Annotated in this window: 21 protein-coding genes; 3 read left to right on the forward strand and 18 right to left on the reverse strand. The window is 72.9% G+C overall.

Going from position 1 to position 20,198, the window contains the following annotated elements; all coding sequences use genetic code 11:
* The first annotated feature begins 7 nt into the window (after positions 1–7).
* The 3 genes from ACI78T_RS19300 (at position 8) to ACI78T_RS19310 (ending at position 3,075) form a co-directional block, all read left to right on the forward strand.
* Positions 8–1,225 carry a DUF885 domain-containing protein gene (locus ACI78T_RS19300; protein ID WP_456559747.1) on the forward strand — a complete coding sequence of 406 codons (1,218 nt, stop codon included), beginning with the start codon at positions 8–10 and terminating at the stop codon, positions 1,223–1,225.
* Between the two features lie 3 nt (positions 1,226–1,228).
* Complete coding sequence (locus ACI78T_RS19305) at positions 1,229–1,498, forward strand: hypothetical protein (protein WP_456559748.1); 270 nt, start codon at positions 1,229–1,231, stop codon at positions 1,496–1,498.
* A 281-nt stretch (positions 1,499–1,779) separates the two neighbouring features.
* The gene (locus ACI78T_RS19310; RefSeq protein WP_456559749.1) at positions 1,780–3,075 is read left to right on the forward strand and encodes a PhoH family protein; all 1,296 of its coding nucleotides are present in this window, start codon (positions 1,780–1,782) and stop codon (positions 3,073–3,075) included.
* A gap of 114 nt (positions 3,076–3,189) precedes the next feature.
* On the opposite strand, the gene ACI78T_RS19315 is transcribed toward ACI78T_RS19310, so the two are convergent.
* From ACI78T_RS19315 to ACI78T_RS19400, 18 genes are all read right to left on the reverse strand, one after another.
* Positions 3,190–4,104, reverse strand: a complete 915-nt coding sequence (locus tag ACI78T_RS19315; RefSeq protein WP_456559750.1) for a hypothetical protein — start codon at positions 4,102–4,104, stop codon at positions 3,190–3,192.
* A gap of 168 nt (positions 4,105–4,272) precedes the next feature.
* Positions 4,273–4,533, reverse strand: a complete 261-nt coding sequence (locus ACI78T_RS19320) for a hypothetical protein (RefSeq protein ID WP_456559751.1) — start codon at positions 4,531–4,533, stop codon at positions 4,273–4,275.
* Positions 4,530–7,388: a hypothetical protein gene (locus ACI78T_RS19325; protein ID WP_456559752.1), complete on the reverse strand. Its 2,859-nt coding sequence runs from the start codon at positions 7,386–7,388 to the stop codon at positions 4,530–4,532. Before ACI78T_RS19325 ends, ACI78T_RS19320 begins: the two co-directional genes overlap by 4 nt.
* A complete protein-coding gene (gene flhA / locus ACI78T_RS19330; RefSeq protein ID WP_456559753.1) occupies positions 7,369–9,414 on the reverse strand; it encodes a flagellar biosynthesis protein FlhA in 2,046 nt (681 codons plus the stop codon). The genes ACI78T_RS19325 and flhA overlap by 20 nt, the downstream gene beginning before the upstream one ends.
* Positions 9,415–9,494: 80 nt before the next feature.
* Complete coding sequence (locus tag ACI78T_RS19335) at positions 9,495–10,637, reverse strand: EscU/YscU/HrcU family type III secretion system export apparatus switch protein (protein WP_456559754.1); 1,143 nt, start codon at positions 10,635–10,637, stop codon at positions 9,495–9,497.
* 3 nt (positions 10,638–10,640) lie between these two features.
* Positions 10,641–11,405, reverse strand: a complete 765-nt coding sequence (gene fliR, locus ACI78T_RS19340; protein ID WP_456559755.1) for a flagellar biosynthetic protein FliR — start codon at positions 11,403–11,405, stop codon at positions 10,641–10,643.
* 7 nt (positions 11,406–11,412) lie between these two features.
* A complete protein-coding gene (gene fliQ / locus ACI78T_RS19345; protein ID WP_456559756.1) occupies positions 11,413–11,688 on the reverse strand; it encodes a flagellar biosynthesis protein FliQ in 276 nt (91 codons plus the stop codon).
* A complete protein-coding gene (gene fliP / locus ACI78T_RS19350) occupies positions 11,685–12,536 on the reverse strand; it encodes a flagellar type III secretion system pore protein FliP (protein WP_456559757.1) in 852 nt (283 codons plus the stop codon). The genes fliQ and fliP overlap by 4 nt, the downstream gene beginning before the upstream one ends.
* On the reverse strand, positions 12,533–12,964 hold the full coding sequence (locus tag ACI78T_RS19355) for a FliO/MopB family protein (protein WP_456559758.1): 432 nt from the start codon (positions 12,962–12,964) through the stop codon (positions 12,533–12,535). The genes fliP and ACI78T_RS19355 overlap by 4 nt, the downstream gene beginning before the upstream one ends.
* 70 nt (positions 12,965–13,034) lie before the next feature.
* Positions 13,035–13,772 carry a flagellar motor switch protein FliN gene (gene fliN, locus ACI78T_RS19360; protein WP_456559759.1) on the reverse strand — a complete coding sequence of 246 codons (738 nt, stop codon included), beginning with the start codon at positions 13,770–13,772 and terminating at the stop codon, positions 13,035–13,037.
* Positions 13,769–14,818: a flagellar motor switch protein FliM gene (locus ACI78T_RS19365; RefSeq protein WP_456559760.1), complete on the reverse strand. Its 1,050-nt coding sequence runs from the start codon at positions 14,816–14,818 to the stop codon at positions 13,769–13,771. Before ACI78T_RS19365 ends, fliN begins: the two co-directional genes overlap by 4 nt.
* A gap of 133 nt (positions 14,819–14,951) precedes the next feature.
* Positions 14,952–15,422: a flagellar basal body-associated FliL family protein gene (locus tag ACI78T_RS19370; RefSeq protein ID WP_456559761.1), complete on the reverse strand. Its 471-nt coding sequence runs from the start codon at positions 15,420–15,422 to the stop codon at positions 14,952–14,954.
* Positions 15,419–16,318 (reverse strand): OmpA/MotB family protein, encoded by a 900-nt coding sequence (locus ACI78T_RS19375; RefSeq protein WP_456559762.1) that lies wholly within the window; start codon positions 16,316–16,318, stop codon positions 15,419–15,421. Before ACI78T_RS19375 ends, ACI78T_RS19370 begins: the two co-directional genes overlap by 4 nt.
* A gap of 4 nt (positions 16,319–16,322) precedes the next feature.
* Entirely contained in the window at positions 16,323–17,093 is a 771-nt protein-coding gene (locus ACI78T_RS19380) for a motility protein A (protein ID WP_456559763.1), read from the reverse strand.
* Between the two features lie 3 nt (positions 17,094–17,096).
* Complete coding sequence (locus ACI78T_RS19385) at positions 17,097–17,381, reverse strand: flagellar FlbD family protein (RefSeq protein ID WP_456559764.1); 285 nt, start codon at positions 17,379–17,381, stop codon at positions 17,097–17,099.
* Positions 17,382–17,566: 185 nt separating this feature from the next.
* A complete protein-coding gene (locus tag ACI78T_RS19390) occupies positions 17,567–18,820 on the reverse strand; it encodes a flagellar hook protein FlgE (RefSeq protein ID WP_456559765.1) in 1,254 nt (417 codons plus the stop codon).
* Between the two features lie 60 nt (positions 18,821–18,880).
* Positions 18,881–19,303, reverse strand: a complete 423-nt coding sequence (locus ACI78T_RS19395; RefSeq protein ID WP_456559766.1) for a flagellar hook assembly protein FlgD — start codon at positions 19,301–19,303, stop codon at positions 18,881–18,883.
* Between the two features lie 19 nt (positions 19,304–19,322).
* Entirely contained in the window at positions 19,323–19,892 is a 570-nt protein-coding gene (locus ACI78T_RS19400; RefSeq protein WP_456559767.1) for a flagellar hook-length control protein FliK, read from the reverse strand.
* Positions 19,893–20,198: the final 306 nt, after the last annotated feature.

The following is a 20,198-nucleotide window of genomic DNA, read 5'->3' on the forward strand; positions in this document are numbered from 1 at the left end:
GCGGATCATGTCGGCACCCCCTCTCGACCTCCCGCTCGAGTACGTGCGGCTGGGCCTGCGCTTCGACCGGCTGGAGCCCGGCTTCGTCGACGCCTTCACCGGCGACCCCACCCTCCGCGCCCAGGTGGCCGACGAGGCCGCGCCGACCCCGGCGGGCCTGCGCGACCAGGCCCGCACGCTGCTGCGCGAGCTCGACTCCGCGGGGCTGGCGGCCGACCGCACCGATTACCTCCGGGGCCAGCTGACCGGCCTGGAGTGCACGGCCCGGAAGATGAGCGGCGAGCCGGTCGGCTTCGTCGACGAGGTCGCCGCCTACTTCCAGGTCGACGTCGCCCTCGGCGACCCGGCGGAGTACGCCGCCGCGCACGCCGAGCTCGACGCACTGCTGCCCGGCAGCGGCTCCCTCGCCGAGCGCTACGCCGACCACCGCCGGCGCGAGGAGTGCCCGCCGGACCGGCTCGAGGCCGCGGTGCACGCCCTCTCCAGCGCGCTCCGCGACGAGGTCCGCGGGCAGTACGGGCTGCCCGAGGTCGAGACGGTGCGGTACGAGGTGGTCACCGACAAGCCGTGGTCGGGCTTCAACTACTACGAGGGCGGCTACCGGTCGCGGGTCGCGATCAACGCCGACCTCCCGCACCGGCTCTCGCAGCTCGCGCACCTGGTCGCGCACGAGTCCTACCCCGGCCACCACACCGAGCACTGCCGCAAGGAACAGGGCCTGGTGGAGCGCGCCGACCGCACCGAGCACACCGTGTTCCTGGTCAACACCCCCGAGTGCCTCATGGCCGAGGGCCTGGCGGACCTGGGCGTGCAGGCGTCGGTCGGGGCGGGCTGGGGGCCGTGGGCGGCGGAGATCCTCGGGGACCTCGGCCTGCGGTTCGACGGCCACCTGGCCGAGCGCATCGCGGCGGCCGCCGCGCCGCTGAACCGGGTCCGCCAGGACGCCGCCGTCCTGCTGCACGACCGCGGCGCCGACGCGGACGAGGTGCGCGCCTACCTGCAGCGGTGGTCGCTGGTCAGCTCCGAGCGCGCGGCGCAGCAGATCCGGTTCCTCACCGACCCGCTGTGGCGCGCCTACATCTCCACCTACGTCGAGGGGTTCGACCTGCTCTCGCGGTGGCTCGACGCCCGTCCGGCGGGGCAGTCGGTGGCCGACCGGTTCGTCCGGCTGCTCGACGAGCCGCTGACCCCGGCGGCCGTGACCGGCGAGCTCCAGGCCGCCTGACCCGTGTCCCGCCACGACGCCCGCGAGGCCCGGATGCTCGGGTTGTGGACGGCCTCGTGGCTGTTCGTGCTGCTGCTGGCCGGGCTGCTCCGGGTGGGCGACCTGTCGGTGCAGTGGCCGGTGCTGCTGGTCCCGGTGCTGTGGGCGCTGGTCGCGGTCCGGCCGCGGCGGAGCGACCGGCCGCCGGACGCCTGGGACCCGATTCCGCCGCCGACCCGGACCGACACCGTCGAGCGGCCGGCGCTCCGGCCGCGGGACCGCGACCGCTACTGACGGCTGCGGCGTGGGCGGCGTGCCGGTCGTCGCAGGTGTGGCGACTGGGACGGCTGGTACCCCGTCGGGTGAACTTCGGGTTGCACGGCGTGGTGTGACCGCGCCTTTGTCGGTGGGCGGGCCTAGCGTCCGCAGTGGACGACGAGCTGCCCTCGCCGTCCACGGGAGGCCCGGTTGGTGCTGACGAGTTCGTCGACCAGGGGGGCCGGTACCCGGCCTCTGCGCCGGGGCCCGGCCACCAACGAGTCGGGGTGCGCCCTGCGCCCCACGGGAGTCGAACCGTGACCACTCGCCGTACGTACGTCCTCGACACCTCCGTCCTGCTGTCCGACCCGGGCGCCCTGATGCGCTTCGGCGACTCGGACGTCGTCCTCCCGCTCGTGGTGATCGGGGAGCTCGAGGACAAGCGCAACCACCCGGAACTGGGCTGGTTCGCGCGGCAGGCGCTGCGGATGCTCGACGACCTGCGGGTGACCCACGGCCGGCTCGACGCCCCGGTGCCGATCGGCGAGGACGGCGGCACGCTGCACGTCGAGCTGAACCACAGCGACCCGTCGGCGCTGCCGGCCGGCTTCCGCAACGACAGCAACGACAGCCGGATCATGGTGGTCGCGCTGAACCTGCGGTCCGAGGGCCGCGACGTCTGCCTGATCACGAAGGACGTGCCGCTCCGGGTGAAGGCGGCCGCCGTGGGCCTGGACACGGACGAGTACCGGGTCATGGACGCCGTCGACGCGGGCTGGACCGGCATGGCCGAGGTCTCCCTCGACGACGCCGAGCTGGACGAGCTCTACGACTCGGGCGAGACGTTCGTGCCGGCCGCGGCCGAGATGCCGCCGCACACCGGGCTGGTGCTGCTGTCCTCCCGCGGCTCCGCGCTCGGCCGCGTGACGCCCGACAAGCAGGTCAAGCTCGTGCGCGGCGACCGCGAGGCCTTCGGGCTGCACGGGCGCTCGGCGGAGCAGCGGATCGCCCTGGACCTGCTGCTCGACCCCGAGATCGGGATCGTCTCCCTCGGCGGGCGGGCCGGCACCGGCAAGTCGGCGCTTGCGCTGTGCGCCGGGCTCGAGTCGGTGATGGAGCGGCGCGCGCACAAGAAGGTCGTGATCTTCCGGCCGCTGTACGCCGTCGGCGGCCAGGAGCTCGGGTACCTGCCCGGCGGCGAGAACGAGAAGATGTCGCCGTGGGCCCAGGCGGTCTACGACACCCTCGGTGCGCTGGTGTCGCCGGCGGTCATCGACGAGATCGACTCTCGCGGTCTGATCGAGGTGCTGCCGCTGACCCACATCCGCGGCCGGTCGCTGCACGACTCGTTCGTGATCGTCGACGAGGCGCAGTCCCTCGAGCGCGGCGTGCTGCTGACCGTGCTCTCGCGGCTGGGCACCGGCTCGCGCGTCGTCCTCACCCACGACGTGGCGCAGCGGGACAACCTCCGCGTCGGCCGGCACGACGGCGTCACCGCGGTGATCGAGGCGCTGAAGGGGCACCCGCTGTTCGCGCACGTGACCCTGACCCGCTCGGAGCGCTCGCCGATCGCCGCGCTGGTCACCGAGATGCTGGAGGACCTCCCGCTCTGACCCGCCGCCCGCTCGTCGGCCGTTCGCGCCCGCACGGTTCGGCTTCTGGAGCGTTGTTCCCGCTCCCGGAGTGCTGCAGCACTCCAGCACCGGGAACAACGCTCCAGAAGCGGGTCAACGGATGCGGTGCCGGACACGCGCTGCGAGGCGGTCACCCCGCTGGAGGTCCCCCCACGTCCAGCGGACGACGCCCCATCCCTCGTCGCGGATCTCGTCCTCGCGGAGCTTCTCCTGGAAGACGGCATCACCCGCCTCGTGGCCGGGCCGCAGGAGACGCCCGTACTTGACGCGCCCGTCGAACTCGCCGACGAGCCGGTGCTCCTCCCAGGCGAAGTCGGTGCGCCCGATCAGCCGGCCCTGCCTGCTGAGCACCTCGAACTGCAGAGCGGACGGCGCGAGCTTCCAGCGCGCCAGAACGACCCGGCTCCGCGACTCGCCCACGCTCTCGCTCCGGCCGTCGGCGAACGACACCGCCCGCGCCGCGCTGCGGCTCCCCGGCGCTCCGGCGACGTCCAGGAGTCGCAGGCGTAGCTCCTCGTGCGAGAGCAGGCCCATGCGGAGCGCGGCGTCGAGCGCCACCACGGCCGCCTCGTGCGGCAGCGACCGCGCGAGGTCCAGCGCCGTCCGGACCGGACCCGTCACGAGCACGCCGTCGACCTCGACGACCTCCCTGTCGTCGAGCCGCGCCACGTGGCAGCACAGCAGCCGTGCCGAGCTGTTCCACGCCGGTGGGCAGCGGGTGACGTGCACCCGGTCCAGCGGGACGTCCCACAGGGGCAGTCCGAGGAGCACCGCCGCTGACTGGTGGCTGACCACGGCGGGCCGGCGCAGGCCCGCGAGCGTGGCCCGCACGAGCAGCCGGTGGTTCGCCGCGGCGTCCGGCGGGAGCGTGCTGTCGACGTACGCGCCGCGTCGCAGCCTCGCGAGCTCCCCGGCGCGGACCAGGCGGCCGAGTTCGTCGTCCGAGAAGCCGCTCCGGACGGCGTCGCGCCGCAGCCGCAGGAGGGGGACCGGTTCGGGAGCAGGCATCCGGTCACGATGGGAGGAACTAGCGAGCGCTCACCGGCTCGGGGGGGATCCGTGGACGAGCGGGTGGCCTGTGGACGGCGCTGCTCCGGGAGCGTTCCTCGCGCTACAGGACTCCTGCAGCACCCCGGGAGCGAGAGGAACGTTCCAGGAGCTGGGAGGCCGGCGAGGTCAGACGGCGGGGGAGGGCTCCCCGGGCTCAGGGGCGTCGGCCACGGGCTCCGCCGCGGCCGTCTTCTTCGGCTTGGCCGCGCCCGCCGGGGTCGCCATCGCCAGCCGGAGCAGCGAGACCACCGCCCAGCCGGCACCCAGGCACCAGAGGACGCGCGTCATCATCTCCTCGGGCGACAGGTCACCCCGCAGCCCGAGCGCGAACACGGGCACGGCCAGCACGAACCCGACGAGGAGGACGTCCCAGCGGAACGGGCTCATGCCGTCGTGCTCTCCAGCCGCTCGCAGAGCAGCGAGGCCCAGCGGTGCGGGGTGGCGCGGACGCCGTCGATGACGGCCACCGGGGCGTCGACCCGGCGCAGCACCGCGGCGGGGTCAGCGCTCAGGTCGGCGTCCTGGACGATCAGCGCGTCCACCCGGGGCAGCCCGTCGAGCCACGGCTCGAGGTCCTCGGGCTTGCGGGTCGCCTCGACGACGGCCCACACCGCGACCGGCGACCACACGCTGACCATCTGCGCCATCCAGTAGGCGTCGGTCCGCAGCGGTGCGTCGACCGCGACGATCGTGACCGTGCCCGTGGCGATCGACTCGTTGCGGCGGTCGATGGCCGACTCCACCGAGGTGATCCGGCTGCTGCGCGGGGCGAGGCCGGCCAGGTCACCGCGGGTCGCCCACTGCACGCAGTCGGGGTCGAGGTGCTGCGACGCGGCCAGCGACCGGGCGGCGCGCAGCGCGTCGGCACCCGGACCGACCACGAACACCACCTCGCCGGCACCGCGCGGGAGCTCCGGGGCCTTCGGCAGCTGCAGCCCGAGGGTCCGGGTCAGGGCGGCGTACGTGCCGAGCTGGGCGACGTCCGCGCGGAACGTGCTGCCGAGCAGCTCCGCCGGGAGGCCGAGCTGCACGAGGCTGCCCGCGACGTCGCCCGGGACGACCGCCACGGGGACCGGCTCGACCGGCGTCGCGGCCGGCTCGGGCGCGCCCACGAGCTCCTGGGCGCACAGCTGGTCGAAGTCCTCCGGCAGCTCGGGCACGTCGGCGCCGGCCATGATCGGGGCCACCGGCAGGCGGGTCACCGTGGCGAGCGACGGGGTGGAGACGGGTGCCTCGTCGGCTGCGGCGTCGGCCGCGACGGCCTCCGGCACCTCCTCCGCGGGCACCTCGGGAGCCGGGGCGGCGGGCGCGGGGACGGACGGGCGCGAGGCCGAGCGCGGCGCCGCCGGCGGGACCGGCGGGCGGCCACGGCCGCGGGACGACGGCAGCGGCGGGAGCAGCGACAGCGGCGGCATCACCGTCGTCGCGTCCAGCGACATCATCGGCGCGGGGTCGCTGGCCGTGCGGGCCAGCACGGGCGCGAGCTCGGCGGCCGTCTCCTCGACGGTCTCCTCCTCGACGGCGGGAGCCGCGGTCTCCTCGGCGACGACGGCGTCCACGACCTCGTCCTCGACCTCGACGACGTCCTCGACGACCGCTTCGCCGAGCGACTCGACCTGCGGCTCCACGGCCGGCTCGTCGAACAGGGACGCGCTCACCGGCTGCTGGGCGACCTCCGCCCAGATCGGGGCGTCGTCGGGCCGCGCGACCGCGACGGGCTCGCCCCACAGCGACGCGGACGACGTCTCGCCCCACATCGACCCCGACGAGGTCGTGTACGGGACGGGCGCCGCAGCGACCTCGGCGACCGCGGGGAGGACGGGCGAGGCGACGACCGGCTCGGCCACGACGGGCTCGACCAGGGGCTCGACCACCGGGGCGACCTCGGCCGGGACCGGCTCTGGTGCGAGCGCCACCGGCGCGACCTCGGCCGGCACCTCGACGACCGGCACCTCGACGACCGGCGCCGCCACGACCGGCACCTCGACGACGGGCACCTCGACGACGGCCGGCGCGCGGACCGGCAGGTCGAGCACGGGCTCGGCCACGGGCGAGAGGTCCATGGAGGGGACGGGGAGGGTCGGCGCGGTGAACACCGGCTCGGGCGTCGTCACCGGCTCGGTCAGAGCCGTCTGCGGCGATGCGCCGGCGAGCACCTTGCGGAGGATGCCGGCCAGCGCCTCGTCCGAGTGGCCCTGGGCCAGGGCGCCGCGGAGCAGGTCGGCGATCGCCTCCTCGCGCTGCGACGTCGAGGGGGTGGTGACCTCGGGCGCGGCGGCCCAGGTCGGCACGTCGACCGAGCGCTCCGTCGGAGCCGGCGGCGCCATGACCTGATTTCCCACCGTGTCCTCCTCCTGGCGCGCCGTGGGCGACGGCACCGATGTGTCTGCTGTGCGGGTGGGCTCGGACCGGACCGGCCACGGCTCGGCATCGGGTTCCTGCGCCGGCGGCGTCTCCGGCTTCTGCACCAGGGCCTCCTGCACCGCCTGCCGCACGTCCTGGTCGCCGGCGACCATCCGCGCGAGCGCGGCGGTGAAGGGCGAGGGGGCGGCCGGGGCGGACACCCGCGAGCCGGCGGAGCGGGACGGCGCCGGGGGCTCCTCGTCGTCGACGGTGGAGTCACCGCGGCTGATCGCCCCCGCGCGCGGGAAAGAGGCGCGCGGGAACGACGTCCGCGAGTAGGACGGTGCCGACGGCTCGGACTGCTGGGCGGACAGCAGCCCGACGAGCTCGCTCACCTTCTCCTCGTCCGCGGACCGGGCCGGGACCGACGCGGCCGGCCGGTCGCCGGTGCGGGCGGGGGCGGCGGGACGCGGGGCCGTTGCGGGACGGGAGGCAGCAGCCGTGCGGGCGGCGCGGGCGGCGGCGGCCGCCGCCCGGACCTCCTCGGGGATGTCGTCGTCGATGGAGCGCGCCGCCGCTTCCGCGGCCCAGGCGGCCGCGCCGTTCCGGGCAGGGGCGGCCGACCGGGCGCGGGCCGGGGCGGCCGAGGCCAGGGGCGAGGAGAAGTCGGCGGGCAGCTCGTCGTCCAGGCTGGCGCGCGGCGGGACGGCGGGACGGATGGCGGTCTCGGGCGCGAGCTCCGCCACCTCGGCGACGTAGCGCTCGGTCGCGAAGAACCCGAGCACGCCGCCGGAGCGGACGCGCCGCACCCCGACGACGCGGGCCTGGGGACCGAACTGCTCGCGCGCCGCGGCGATCGCGTCGTCGCGCGAGGCGGCCTCAACGGATCGCAACGGCACCGCTCACAACTCCCAGCGACTCGATCTGCGCTGTCCGGGAGACCTCCGAGTAGGAGATCACCGGAAGCCGGGGAAGGACCTGGCGCATCAGGCGCGCGAGGGCGGCGCGCACCTGGGGCGAGCACACCAGGACGGGGGACAGGCCCTGCCGCTCGGCGTCCTCGAGGAGGCCGCTGCAGCCGTGGACCAGGGCGTCGATGCCGGCCGCGTCCAGGGCCAGCACCAGTCCGGCGTCGCTCTGCCGGATGGACTCCAGGAGCCGCTGCTCGAAGCCGGGCTCGAGGGTGAAGACGTGGAGACGCTCGTCGGGTGTCACGTACGGGTGGCTGATCGCCGAGCCCAGCGCCGCCCGGGCCGCCTCGACGAGACCGTCGAGTTCGGTGGACGTCTTCGCACGCACAGAGAGTGCCTCGAAGATGCGGACCAGGTCCCGGATCGACACACCCTCTTCGAGCAACGCGTGCAACACACGTTGCACCTCTCCCAGGGTGAGCAGGGCGGGCGTCAGTTCCTCGACGACGACGGGGTGCGTGCGGCGCACCATCTCCACGAGGAGGCGGACGTCCTCCCGGCCGAGCAGGTCCGCGGCGTTCTGCCGGACGACCTCGGCCAGGTGGGTCGTGATGACCGAGGAGCGGTCGACGACGGTGGCGCCGGCCATCTCGGCCTGCCGCTGCAGCTCGATCGGCACCCACTTCGCGGCGAGCCCGAACACCGGCTCGCGCGTCGCCTTGCCGGGGATGCCGTCGAGGTTGTCGCCGATCGCGAGGATCGTGCCCGCGGGGGAGATGCCCTTCGCCGCGGGGACGCCGTTGAGCCAGATGACGTACTGGGAACCGGGCAGGTCGAGGTTGTCGCGGGTGCGCACCAGCGGGATCACCAGGCCGGTGTCCATCGCGACCTTCCGGCGCAGCGCCTTGACCCGGTCGAGCAGGTCGCCGCCGCGCGAGGGGTCGACCAGGTCGACGAGGTCGAAGGCCACCTCGAGCTCCAGCGGGTCGACCCGCATCTTCTCGGCGATCGCCTCCGGCGAGTCCGGCTTCGGCTCCAGCTCGGCGGCGGCCGCGGCGGCCTCGGCCTCCTCGTCGACCTCGGGCGCCTCCACCATGCGGCTGGCGAGGAAGAAGCACAGCGCGCCGATGACGACGAACGGCAGCTTGGGCAGGCCGGGGATGAGGCACAGCGCGAAGAACGCACCGCCGGTGATCTGGACCGGCTGCTTGAAGCGGCCCAGCTGGGCGAGCAGGTCCGTGCCCATGTCGCCCTCGGTGGCCGACCGGGTCACGATGATGCCGGTCGCGGTCGACATGAGCAGCGCCGGGATCATCGAGACCAGGCCGTCGCCCACGGTGAGCAGCGAGTAGGAGGAGACGGCCTCGGCGGGCGCCATCCCCTTCTGCATCACGCCGATCGCGAAGCCGCCGATCAGGTTCACCAGCGTGACGATGATGCCGGCGATGGCGTCGCCCTTGACGAACTTCGAGGCACCGTCCATCGAGCCGTAGAAGTCGGCCTCGGCGGTGACCTCCTGGCGCCGCTTGCGGGCCTGGGTCTCGTTGATGAGGCCGGCGTTCAGGTCGGCGTCGATGGCCATCTGCTTGCCGGGCATGGCGTCGAGGGTGAAGCGCGCGCCGACCTCCGCCACGCGGCCGGCACCGTTCGTGATCACGACGAACTGGACGATCACGAGGATCAGGAAGATGACCAGACCGACGATCAGCGAGCCGCTGATGACGATGTGCCCGAACGCCTCGATGACCTTGCCGGCGTAGCCGTCGGTCAGGACCAGGCGCGTCGAGGAGACGTTGAGCGCCAGCCGGAAGAGCGTCGCGATCAGCAGCAGCGAGGGGAAGACGGCGAAGTCCAGCGGCTTCTTGATCTGCATCGCCACGAGCAGGATCAGCAGCGAGACCGCGAGGTTCAGCCCGATCAGCATGTCCATCAGGGCCGCCGGCAGCGGGACGACCAGCATCAGGACGATCGACACGACCCCGACGGGGACGGCGGCCTTGCCGAAGCCCTTCACGCGCCCGCTCCGGGGACCACGCAGGAGGGCAGCTGGCTCACGGACTCCTCATCGGCAGCCCCGAGGCGACCCGGTACCTCTCAGGCCGCGACGCGGCGGCGCACCTTCTCCGGGAGGCCCTCGAGCTCCGGCGGCTCGAAGCCCGGCCGGTGGAAGCCGCCCTTCACGCCGCGGGCGCCGAGGTGCATGACGAACGCGAGGACCCGGGCGACGGCGGTGAACAGCTGGGCCGGCACCTCCTGGCCGAGGTCGCAGGACGCGTGCAGCGCGCGGGCCAGCGGGACGTCCTGCACCATCGGCACCCGGCTCTCCTCGGCGATGGCGCGCAGCTTGGCGGCGACCTCGCCGGCGCCCTTGGCCACCACCCGCGGCGCGCCCTTCGACGGGTCGTACTTCAGCGCGACGGCGACGTGGGTCGGGTTGACCAGCAGGACGTCGGCCTCCCGGGCCTCGCTCATCATCCGGTTCCGCGACATCGACATCTGGACCCCGCGGCGGTGCGCCTTCATGTGCGGGTCGCCCTCGGACTGCTTGTGCTCCTGCTGGATCTCGTACTTGCTCATCTTGAGCTTCTTCATCGTCTTCATCCGGACGACGACGTAGTCGGCGACGGCGATGACCAGGCCGGTGACCGCGACGACGCGGAACATGAGGATGGCGGCGTCGGTGAAGGTCGCCGCGACGGCCGACAGCGGCAGGGCGCCGGAGGAGGACACCAGGGTCTGCGCGCGGTCGCTGGTCACGATCACGACGGTGGCGAGCGCCGCGGTCTTGATCAGCGCCTTGGCCGACTCCCACAGCCCCTGCGTCCCGAACATCCGCTTGATGCCGGGGAACGGGTTGAGCTTCTTGAGGGTCGGCTTCATCGACTTGGTGGCGAAGGTGACGCCGCCCTGCGCCGCGGAGGCGACGGTGCCGACGACCATCATCCCGAGCGCCATCGGCAGCAGCGTCGTCATGAACGCGGTCAGCGCCTCGCCGAGGAGGATCGACAGCGCCTCCGGCTCGGGGTTGTCGGCCACCGAGCCGATCTGCACGAACAGCTCGCGCACCGAGTCGAACGCGTTCTCCACCATCATCGGCAGCAGGACGCTCGCCGCCGCCACCCCGAGCCACGTCCCCAGCTCCTGGGTACGCGGGATCTGGCCTTCCTTGCGCGCCTTCTTCAGGCGCTGGGGAGTCGGCTTCTCTGTCTTCTCTCCACCGGGACCGTCCTTGGCCACGGGTCACCCGCTCCGCAGCGAGACCATGGCGCGCGCCGCGTGGTCGAGCAGCGCGTCGAGCGCCGGCGGCAGGAGCGGGAACGTCAGACCCAGCATGGTCAGGGTCAGCAGGATCTTCACCGGGAAGCCGAACGCGAAGATGTTGAGCGACGGGGCGGCGCGGCTCAGCAGCGCCAGGGCGACGTCGGCGAGCAGCAGCACGGCGACCATCGGCCCGGCGATCTGCAGCGCGGCCAGGAACATCATCGAGAAGGCCTTGGCCACCACCGCCGCGATCTGGTCGGTCGGCACCTCGCCGCCGACCGGCATCCCCTCGTACGACGTCGCGAAGCCCTTGACCATGAGCAGGTGGCCGCCGCTGGTGAACAGCAGCGTGCTGGCGAGCAGGTAGTGCAGCCGGCCGACCGACGAGTTCTGCGTCATCGCGAGCGGGTCGTAGGCCGGCTGCAGCGAGAAGCCGCCGGTGACGTCGATCAGGTCGCCGGCCATCTGCACGGCGGTGAACAGCACCTGGACGACGAAGCCCAGAGCCGCCCCGATGACCACCTCGGTGACCGCGGCGACGACGAGGAACCCGGCGGTCGGCTCGGGCAGGGACGGCGCGATCTGCGTCGACAGCAGCACCGACAGGGCCAGCGCGAGGGCGGCCTTGACCGGACCCGGGATCGTGCGGGAGTTGAACGGCGGGGCCAGCAGCACGAAGCCGGTGGCCCGGGCCGTCCCGAGGAGGAGCGCCGCCAGCGTGACTGCCGGGACCGAGAGGTCCATCGCGGCCTCAGGTCCGGTCGAGCAGCGCCGGCAACTGGTCGAACAGGCTCTGGGTGAAGCTGACCAGCTCGGCGAGCACCCAGTTGCCCGTGACCAGCAGCGCGATGGCGACCGCGATGATCTTCGGGACGAAGGAGAGGGTCTGCTCCTGGATCTGGGTGGCCGCCTGGAACAGCGAGATCAGGAAGCCCACGAGCAGCGCGGTCAGGAGGATGGGGGCGGCGACCTTGGCCGCGACCATCATCGTCTGCGCGGCGATCTGGGTGACGTCGGCGTCGGTCATCCCGAGCCCCCGTACGAACCCACCAGCGCCGTGGTGATCAGCGCCCAGCCGTCGACGACGACGAAGAGCAGCAGCTTGAAGGGCAGCGACACGATGGTCGGCGGCACCATCATCATGCCCATCGCCATCAGCGCGGCGCTGACCAGCATGTCGAGCACCAGGAACGGGATGAAGACGACCAGCCCGATGATGAACGCGCTCTTGAGCTCGGACAGGACGAAGGCCGGGATGAGGGTGGTCATGCTGACCTCCTCCGCCGCGGCGGGGGCCTCCTCGCCGGAGAGCCCGATCATGAGCTGGAGCTCGTCCTCGCGGGTGTTGCTGAGCAGGAACTCCCGCAGCGGCACGACGCCGGCGTCGTAGGCCTGCGAGACGGTGACCGTGCCGTCCATGTACGGCTGGACGGCCACCTCGTTGATGTCGGAGAAGACCGGGCCCATCACGAACAGGGTCAGGAACAGCGCGATGCCGGTCAGCACCTGGTTGGGCGGGGACGACGGCAGTCCGAGCGCGTTCCGGGTCAGCCCGAGGACGACGATGATCTTGGTGAACGAGGTCGCCAGCAGCAGCACCGACGGCGCGATCGAGAGCACCGTGATCGCGAGGATCAGCGTGATGGAGCTGCTCGGGGACCCGTCGCCGATCGAGATGTCGACGTTGCCGTCGCCGGGGACGACCGGCGCGGTGGGGGCCGTCGGCGCCACCGGGTCGTCCGGGGCAGCGGAGGCCGGACCGGCCAGGAGCACCGCCGCGACCGTGCAGAGCAGGGCGACGAGGAGGACCACGGCCGCCCGGCGCCGCGTCGGGACGGTCCCGGGCGCCACGAGCGGGCGCACGGACGACGTCATGACTTGCGGACCGTGCGCTCGCGCAGCTGGTTGACGAAGGTGCCCCAGCCGTTGCGGTCGAAGACGGAGCCGGCCAGCGCGGGGCTGGTCGTGCGGGCCGCGAACGCGTGGACCTCGGCGTCCTCGTCGTCGGCGCGCGCACCGACCGCGACGGGCGCGCGGCGCTCGCGGAGAGCCGCGTCCACGGCGTCGGCGTCCACCTCGGCCAGCAGGGTGACCTGCTCCTCGGTGGCGCCCACGACGAGGACGACGTCGGCGATGCGGACGACGTTGACCGTGCTCGCCCGGCCCATGCGCTGGCGGGCGACGACCTCGATCAGGCCGTTGCCCTGGCCCAGCCCCTTCTTCTTCGCCAGCCGCGCGGCGAAGAAGAGGACCGCGGCGACGAACGCCAGCGAGAGGATCAGCCGGATGATCATCCACGTCATCGGGCCGACTCGCTCTCGCTCGTCGGAGCGACCGGTGAAGCGGCCCCTGGACGTGGCATGGAGGGGTCGCTCATGCGACACCCAGTTCCTGGGCGGCCGCGTCGGTCACGATCTCGCTGATGCGCAGGCCGAAGTCCTCGTCGACGACGACCACCTCGCCGCGGGCGATCAGCGTGCCGTTGACCAGCAGGTCCGCCGGTGCGCTGGCGGCGCGGTCGAGCTCCACGACCTCGCCGGGGTGCAGCGACAGCAGCTCCTGCACGGTCATGCGGGTGCGGCCGATCTCGACCGTCACCTCCATGGCGACGTGCCGGAGGAGGTCCAGGCTGCCCCGCTGCTGCGGCTGCGCCGTCGGCAGGGTGACCTGGAGGGCGAAGGTCGCCTGGTGCTCGGCGCCGGCCATCAGCGGCACCGCCACGAACATGCCCTTGTCGCGCATGCCGTCCAGCGCCGCGACGGGCTCCTCGACCCGCTCGGAAGCGATGCGGACGCGGCCCAGCGTGGCGGCCGCGGCCTCAAGGGCCGGGCGCAGCGCGGTGGCGACGTCCATGCGGCCGACGGGGGAGTTGCTCAGCGCCTCGACGACGTCCGGGGAGACGACCAGGACGATGTCGCCGCTGACCTCGCCGGACAGACCGGCCGAGACCGCCGAGGCGGCACCGGGCGGCAGGGGGACGCTGTCGGGGTCGTTGACCGGCGTGCCGGGGACCAGCTCCACCGTGGCCGGGACCAGCGCGGCGGCGGCGCGGGCCGCCGCGGTGACGACCGCGGAGACGGTCTGGAAGTCCTGGGACGTGTCGGTGCTCATGCGGTGTCCTTCACGGCGGCTTGCGGGGTGGGGACGATCGCGGCGGCCAATCGGCGCCGGTGGTTGCTGGCGATCGCGTAGGCGAACGTCACGTCGTTGGTCGTGACCTCGAGCGGCGCGTCCGGGGGGTGGCGCAGCAGCAGGACGTCGCCGACGGCGAGGGAGAGCAGGTCGGCCGACGAGACGGTCAGCGGGGCGAACCGCACGCTCACGTCGACCGGCACGAGGTTGAGCCGGGCGATCAGCGCCTCGGTGGCCCGCTTGCGCTTGGCCAGCGCCGACTCCGACAGCTGCGGGGAGGCCGCGTTGTTCAGCGCCTGCGCGAACGAGGAGAACGGCAGCACGAGGGTGGCCTCGCCCTCCCGGGAGCCGACCGCCATCGAGTACGAGGCCACCATGACGGTGTCCGACCCGGCGGCCGCCTGCGCGAGCTGCGGGTTGTACTCGTGGCCGAGCAGGTCCGGCTGGATCTCGGTGATCGTCGAGAACGAGGACGCGAGCTCGTCCAGCAACCGGCCCAGCAGGTGGTTGCTGATCGTCGTCTCCATCGCCGTCATCGGCCGGTTCGGCTGCTCGGCGGTCCCCGAGCCGCCCAGCATGTGGTCGACGATGGCCATGGCGATGTCGAGCGGGTAGGCGATCATGCCCTTGCCGGCCAGGGGCTCGAGCGAGAACGTCGAGATGAAGACCGGGTCGGGCAGCGTCGCGATGTAGTCGTCGTAGGAGAACTGCTCGATCCCGTTGAGCTCGAGCCGGGCCCCGGCGCGCAGGAACGTGGTGAGGGTCGTGGTCGCCTGGCGGGCGAAGGCCTCCTGCGCGATCTGCAGGACCCGGACGTGTTCACGGGAGAGCTTCGTCGGCCGGCGGAAGTCGTAGGTCCGCGGCTGGCGGCGCCGGCTGCGGGCGCCGGCCTGGGCGGCCGGGCCGGTGCCGGCGGGGGCGGCGGGAGCGGCTGCCTGGGCAGGGGCGGCGGGGGCCTCCGGTGACTCCTCCGGGGACTGGGGGCCCGCCTCGCTCGGGGCCGGTCCGGTCTCGGGTGTGGTCACGTTCCACGTCATCGGCGGAGCCGGACCCGACCCTGACCGAGGGGTGGGGAGGTGTGTGACGGGTGGTGCGGGGCGTGCCCGCTGCGTGACGTCGCCCGGCCCACGGGGTGGGCCGGGCGACCTCGGGCGTCGGCTACTGCGTGACGTACTCGGTGTAGTAGATGTGCATGACCATCGGCACCTCGTCCTCGGTGTAGGCCTCGATGATCTTCTGCTCGAGGGCTTCCTTGAGGGCGTCCCGGGCGGTGGTCACGTCGGTCGGCGACGCCTGCGAGAAGGTCGAGATGATCTGGTCGTAGGCCTTCGCGCCGTCGACGGCGGCACCGCCGTGCCCACCGCCGGCGGCCTCCGCGGTGATCTCCAGGGTGAGGCCGATCTTGAGGTAACCGCCCCCGGCCAGGTTGACCGCGATCGGCTCCAGGGCGACGTACCCGCCGTGCTCCGGCTCGGCGGCCGCCTCGGCCTCCCCGGAACCGGAGAACAGGAAGAAGTACGCGGCGCCGGCCGCGGCCACGAGGAGGACGGCGAGCACCAGGACGAGCTTCTTCTTGCCGCCGCCCTTCTCCGCGCCCTCCTCGGTCTCGGCCTTGTCCTTGCTGCTCATGGCGTTGCCTCCTGCTTCGTTGCGTCGATGCCGGGCAGGAGCGCGTTGGCCTCCGCCGAGGCGTTGGACAGGACGACGATGTCGACCCGTCGGTTCACGGTGATCGCGTCGGGATCGGTCTCGGGGACGAGCGGACGGGTCGAGCCGTAGGCGTCCGCGGACATCCGGTTCTGCGGGACGCCGTCACCGGCGAGGTACCGCACGACGGTGGTGGCCCGGAACGCCGACAGCTCCCAGTTCGACGGCCACGGCCCGCCGGCGGTGACCGGCAGGTGGTTGGCGTGGCCCTCGACCGCCAGCTGGTTCGGCAGCCCGAGCAGGGTGGGCGCGACCGCGTCCAGGATCGCCCCGCCCTCCGGGCGCAGGATCGCCTCCTCGGCGTCGAAGAGGATGTCGTCGGCGACGATGTGCACGACCAGTCCGCGCTCGTCGATCTCGAACTGCGCCGCGCCGTCGTAGCCGGCCGCCTTCAGCGCCGCGTCGATGGCGTCGCGTGCGGCGGCCAGCTCGTCGTAGGCCGCAGCCGCCTCGGCGGCGACGTTCTTGGCGCGCTCGGCGGCGGCGGCCGCGGCCGCCTTGTCGATCTGCGCGTCGGTGACGGTGGGGTCCGGCGGGATCGCCGAGGCGATGTCGATGGCGCCGGGCAGTCCGTCGAGGGGCGAGCCCTCGGGCGTGGCGCTGGTCATCACGCTGACGGGGGTGCCGAAGGCCTCGGACATGCCCTTGGCCAGGGCGGCGAACTTCTGCTCGTCCACCTTGCTCATCGCGAAGAGCACGACGAAGAGCACGAACAGCAGCGTCATCATGTCGAAGCCCGACACCAGCCACCGCTCGTGGTTCTCGTGCTCCTCGTGCTCCTCGTGCTTCTTGCGGCGGCGGCCGTGACCGGTGCTCACGGGGTCACGCCGCTTCCTTGGCCAGGGAGCTCGGCGGCACGAGCGAGGTCAGCTTGAGCCGGACGGCCCGGGGGCTGGTGCCGGCCTGGATCTCGGTGATGCCCTCGACGAGCAGCTCCATCTGCGCGGCCTGCAGCTCGCTGACCCGGAGGATCTTGGCGCCCATCGGCAGGAACCAGAAGTTGGCCGCCATGACGCCCCACAGCGTGGCGATGAACGCCGCGGAGACCATCGGGCCGAGCGTCGCCGGGTTGTCGAGGTTCCCCATGACGTTCATCAGGCCGACGATGCAGCCCAGGATGCCGATGGTCGGCGCGTAGCCGCCCATGGCGTTCATGAACTTGGCGGCGACCTTGTCCTCGGCCTTCTTGGCCGCGATCTCGCTCTCGAGGACCGTGCGCAGCTCCTCGGGATCGGTGCCGTCGATGCCCATCTGCAGCCCGCGCTTGAGGAAGGGGTCCTGGATCTCCTTGACCTGGGCCTCCAGTGCCAGCAGACCCTCCTTGCGGGCCTTCTCGGCGAGGGTCACCAGCGTCTGGATCTGCTCGGTCGGTGCAGGCACCTTCGCCGGCAGCACGGCCATCTTGAACCAGCTCCCGACCTTCTTCAGGTCATCCAGGGTCTGGCTGGCGGCGGCCGCGCCGAAGGTGGCGATGACGACCAGGACGATCGCCGGCAGGAAGATCAGCGCCGTCGGGGCGACCCCCTCGAGGGTCATGAAGACGAAGAGGGCGACGATCGAGACGGCGAACCCGATCAGGGTGGCGGGATCCACGGGTCAGCGCTCCTCGCGGCTCGGGAACGGGACGATCGACGACTCCGCTACCTCGGCGTCCCGGCGGGTGGGAGCCCGGTACTCGCCGCGGTCCATCTCGTAGGACGTGGCGAGGATGCCGGCGCGGTACTCGCGGATCTCGTCGAGCACCTCCTCGACGGTCTCCTTCACCACGTACTTGGTGCCGTCCACCAGGAAGGCGACCGTGTCGGGGTGCGCCTCCACCCGCTCGATCAGATCGGGGTTGAGCGCGAACTGCTCACCGTTCAGGCGCGTCACACGGATCACGGTTCGGTCCTTGTCTGTGGGGTGCCCGGAGGGCGGGCGGGTGCACTGTTCTCATCGGCTCACCAGGGCGTTCCCTTGAGCCGAACGTCCCCCGGGGGCGGGCCGGGAGCCCCGGGATCCCGGGGGAATCGCGGCGGCCCGGTCACCCCCGAGGAGTGACCGGGCCGTCATCGGGGCGAGCGCTGCTAGCGCTTGAGGTTGACCAGGTCCTGGAGGATCTCGTCGGAGCTGGTGATCACGCGGCTGTTGGCCTGGAAGCCGCGCTGGGCCACGATCAGGCCGGTGAACTCCTCGGCGAGGTCCACGTTCGACATCTCCAGGGCGCCGGACATCAGGGCGCCCCGGCCGCCCTCGGCGGCGGTGCCGATCTGGGCCACGCCGGAGTTCACGCCGACGCGGAAGGAGCTGTTGCCGGCCTTCTCCAGACCGCCGGGGTTGTTGAAGGAGGCCAGGGCCAGGCGGCCGATGGGCTGGCGCAGCTCGTTGGAGTAGACGCCCATGATCGTGCCGTCGGCGCCGAGCTGGAACGACTGCAGGGAGCCCAGCGCGTAGCCGTCCTGCTCCGGAGCGCCGAGCGTGTTCGTCGAGCCGTACTGGGTGAGCCCGGACAGGTCGATTCGCACGTCGTTGTTCCAGCTCGGGTAGCTGCCGGCGTGCACGGTGTTCGGGTTGAACGCCGGGAGCAGCCCGGGTGCGGCCGGGTTCAGCAGCTTCCCGTTCACGTCGAACGTCACGCCGGTGACGGTCTGCATGACGTCGCCGTTCTCGTGCCGCACCTCGACGGTCCAGGTGTTCGCCGCCGTGCGCGTCAGGTTGTAGAACATCTTCTGCGCGACGCCCTGGCTGTCGTACATCGTGATGCCGGTCTGCAGGGGCGTCGGCGGCGCGGTGATCGGGGCGTCCGACGGGATGTTGCCCGTGATGACGCCCGACGTGGTGGCGGACGGGGCGACGAGCTGGCCGTAGGGCACCGACAGCGGCTCGATCTGGCCGTTGGTGTTGACGACGCCGTTCTCGTCGGCCATCCAGCCCTGCAGGACCGCGCCGTCGGGCGTGACGAGCTTGCCGGCACCGTCGAAGTCGAAGGACCCGGCGCGGGTGAACAGCTGCTCGCCGCCGGCGCCCCGGGTCACGAAGAAGCCGTCGCCCTCGATCATGAAGTCGGTGGACCGGCCCGTGGACTGGGTCGCCCCCTGGGTCCAGTTGGTGGTGATCGCGGCGACCTTGGCGCCGAGACCCACCTGCGCCGGGTTCGTGCCACCACGGTCCGCGGCCGGCGCACCACCGGCGCGGATGACCTGGGACAGCGTGTCCTGGAACACCGTCTGGCTCCCCTTGAAGCCGACGGTGTTGACGTTGGCGATGTTGTTGCCGGTGACGTCCATCTTGGTCTGGTGGGCGCGCAGGCCGGAGATGGCCGAGAACATGGAACGAAGCACGGGGAGGGTCTCCTCAGGTGTGGGGCCGGGGGTGCGGGCGTTCGGGCGGAGGGGTGACGCCTACTTGGTCACGGAGATCTCGGTGAGCCGGCCCACCTGGACCTTGACGCCGTCGATGATGGCGACGGCCTCGCTCTGCTTGCTGGCGAGCTGCACGGCGGTGACGACCCCGGTCCTGGAGGCGCCGGTGGTGTCGGTGTAGGTCGCCGTCCGGCCGACCAGGGCCCCGGCGGTGGCCGACTCCTGCAGGACGAGCATCGAGGCGTTCTGGTTGACCAGCTGCTCGAGCTTCTCGACCTGGCTGAAGGTCGCCGTCTGGGCCATCATCTGCGAGGAGTCGACCGGGTTGCCCGGGTCCTGGTAGCGCATCTGCGCGACCAGCAGCTTCATGAAGACGTCCTTGCCCATCTGGTCCGGTCGGTCGACCGTCGAGGAGGCGGGCGTGTAGGCAGTCCCGCCGGGTCCGGTCACGGGTGCCGTCATCGGTCGGTCACTCCTTCTCTCAGGCGAGCACGTCCACGCCGGAGGCCGACGTGGCTCGGTTGCGGGGCGGGATCGGGCCGCTCACTGGGGTATCGGCAGGGGCGCCCCAGGGTCGTGACCTGTCGCCGCCCTGGTCCTGCTGGCCGCGCTGGGCGAAGCCCTGCTGGTCGGCCTGCTGCTGCGCCGCGTGGCGGGCCAGCCAGGAGCCACCGGTGTCCCGGTCCACCTCGAGCCGCGAGGGGGTCAGGCCGGCGGACTCCAGGTCGCGGCGCAGGTCGGGCAGGCCGTCGAGCAGCGCGGCGCGGCCCTGCTCGTGCGCACCGCGCAGGTGCAGGTCGACGGAGCCCTTGCTGACGGTCACCGACACCTCGACCGGACCCAGGTTCTCGGGGTTGAGGACGAGGGTCATGGTGTGCGCGCCGTCCGGTCCGCGGCCGAGCACGGCCACCTGCCGGGCCACCTGGGAACCGACCGGCAGGGCCGCGGCGTCGCCGGTCGCGGCGGGCGCCGCGGGAGCCGTGACGGGCGCGGTCGTCACCGGTGCGGGGGCCGCACCGATGGGCGTCTGGTCCGGGGCGCTGTCGGTCACGGGCGCCGCGGGCGACCCGGAGCCGCTGCCCGGGTTGCCGGCCCCGCCGGACGACGTGCCTCCGGTGCCGGCGGACGGGACGGCGGCGACGGCGGCGACCGGAGCAGCGACGGCGGCGTCGGTGCCGCCGGTCGTGGGCGACGGGGCGGGGACGGTGGTGGCCGGTGGGGCCGCGGCCGCGGGCCCCCCCCCCCCCCCCGCCCCCCCCCCCTCGCGCACGCGCGGGTCGGCAAGTTGGCCGTCCGGGCGCCATGTCGACAACGCGGAGACGGTCGCCGGGCTATTTCCTGCGACCTTTCCGACACG

This window comes from Blastococcus sp. SYSU D00922 (assembly GCF_054050495.1).

Excerpts from the sequence above, each read along its gene's own strand:
- ACI78T_RS19300 (WP_456559747.1), top strand. The coding sequence starts at position 8 with ATGTCGGCACCCCCTCTCGACCTCCCGCTCGAGTACGTGCGGCTGGGC.
- ACI78T_RS19315 (WP_456559750.1), bottom strand. The coding sequence starts at position 4,104 with ATGCCTGCTCCCGAACCGGTCCCCCTCCTGCGGCTGCGGCGCGACGCC.
- ACI78T_RS19320 (WP_456559751.1), bottom strand. The coding sequence starts at position 4,533 with ATGAGCCCGTTCCGCTGGGACGTCCTCCTCGTCGGGTTCGTGCTGGCC.
- fliR (WP_456559755.1), bottom strand. The coding sequence starts at position 11,405 with ATGGACCTCTCGGTCCCGGCAGTCACGCTGGCGGCGCTCCTCCTCGGG.
- fliQ (WP_456559756.1), bottom strand. The coding sequence starts at position 11,688 with ATGACCGACGCCGACGTCACCCAGATCGCCGCGCAGACGATGATGGTC.
- fliP (WP_456559757.1), bottom strand. The coding sequence starts at position 12,536 with ATGACGTCGTCCGTGCGCCCGCTCGTGGCGCCCGGGACCGTCCCGACG.
- ACI78T_RS19355 (WP_456559758.1), bottom strand. The coding sequence starts at position 12,964 with ATGACGTGGATGATCATCCGGCTGATCCTCTCGCTGGCGTTCGTCGCC.
- fliN (WP_456559759.1), bottom strand. The coding sequence starts at position 13,772 with ATGAGCACCGACACGTCCCAGGACTTCCAGACCGTCTCCGCGGTCGTC.
- ACI78T_RS19370 (WP_456559761.1), bottom strand. The coding sequence starts at position 15,422 with ATGAGCAGCAAGGACAAGGCCGAGACCGAGGAGGGCGCGGAGAAGGGC.
- ACI78T_RS19395 (WP_456559766.1), bottom strand. The coding sequence starts at position 19,303 with ATGACGGCACCCGTGACCGGACCCGGCGGGACTGCCTACACGCCCGCC.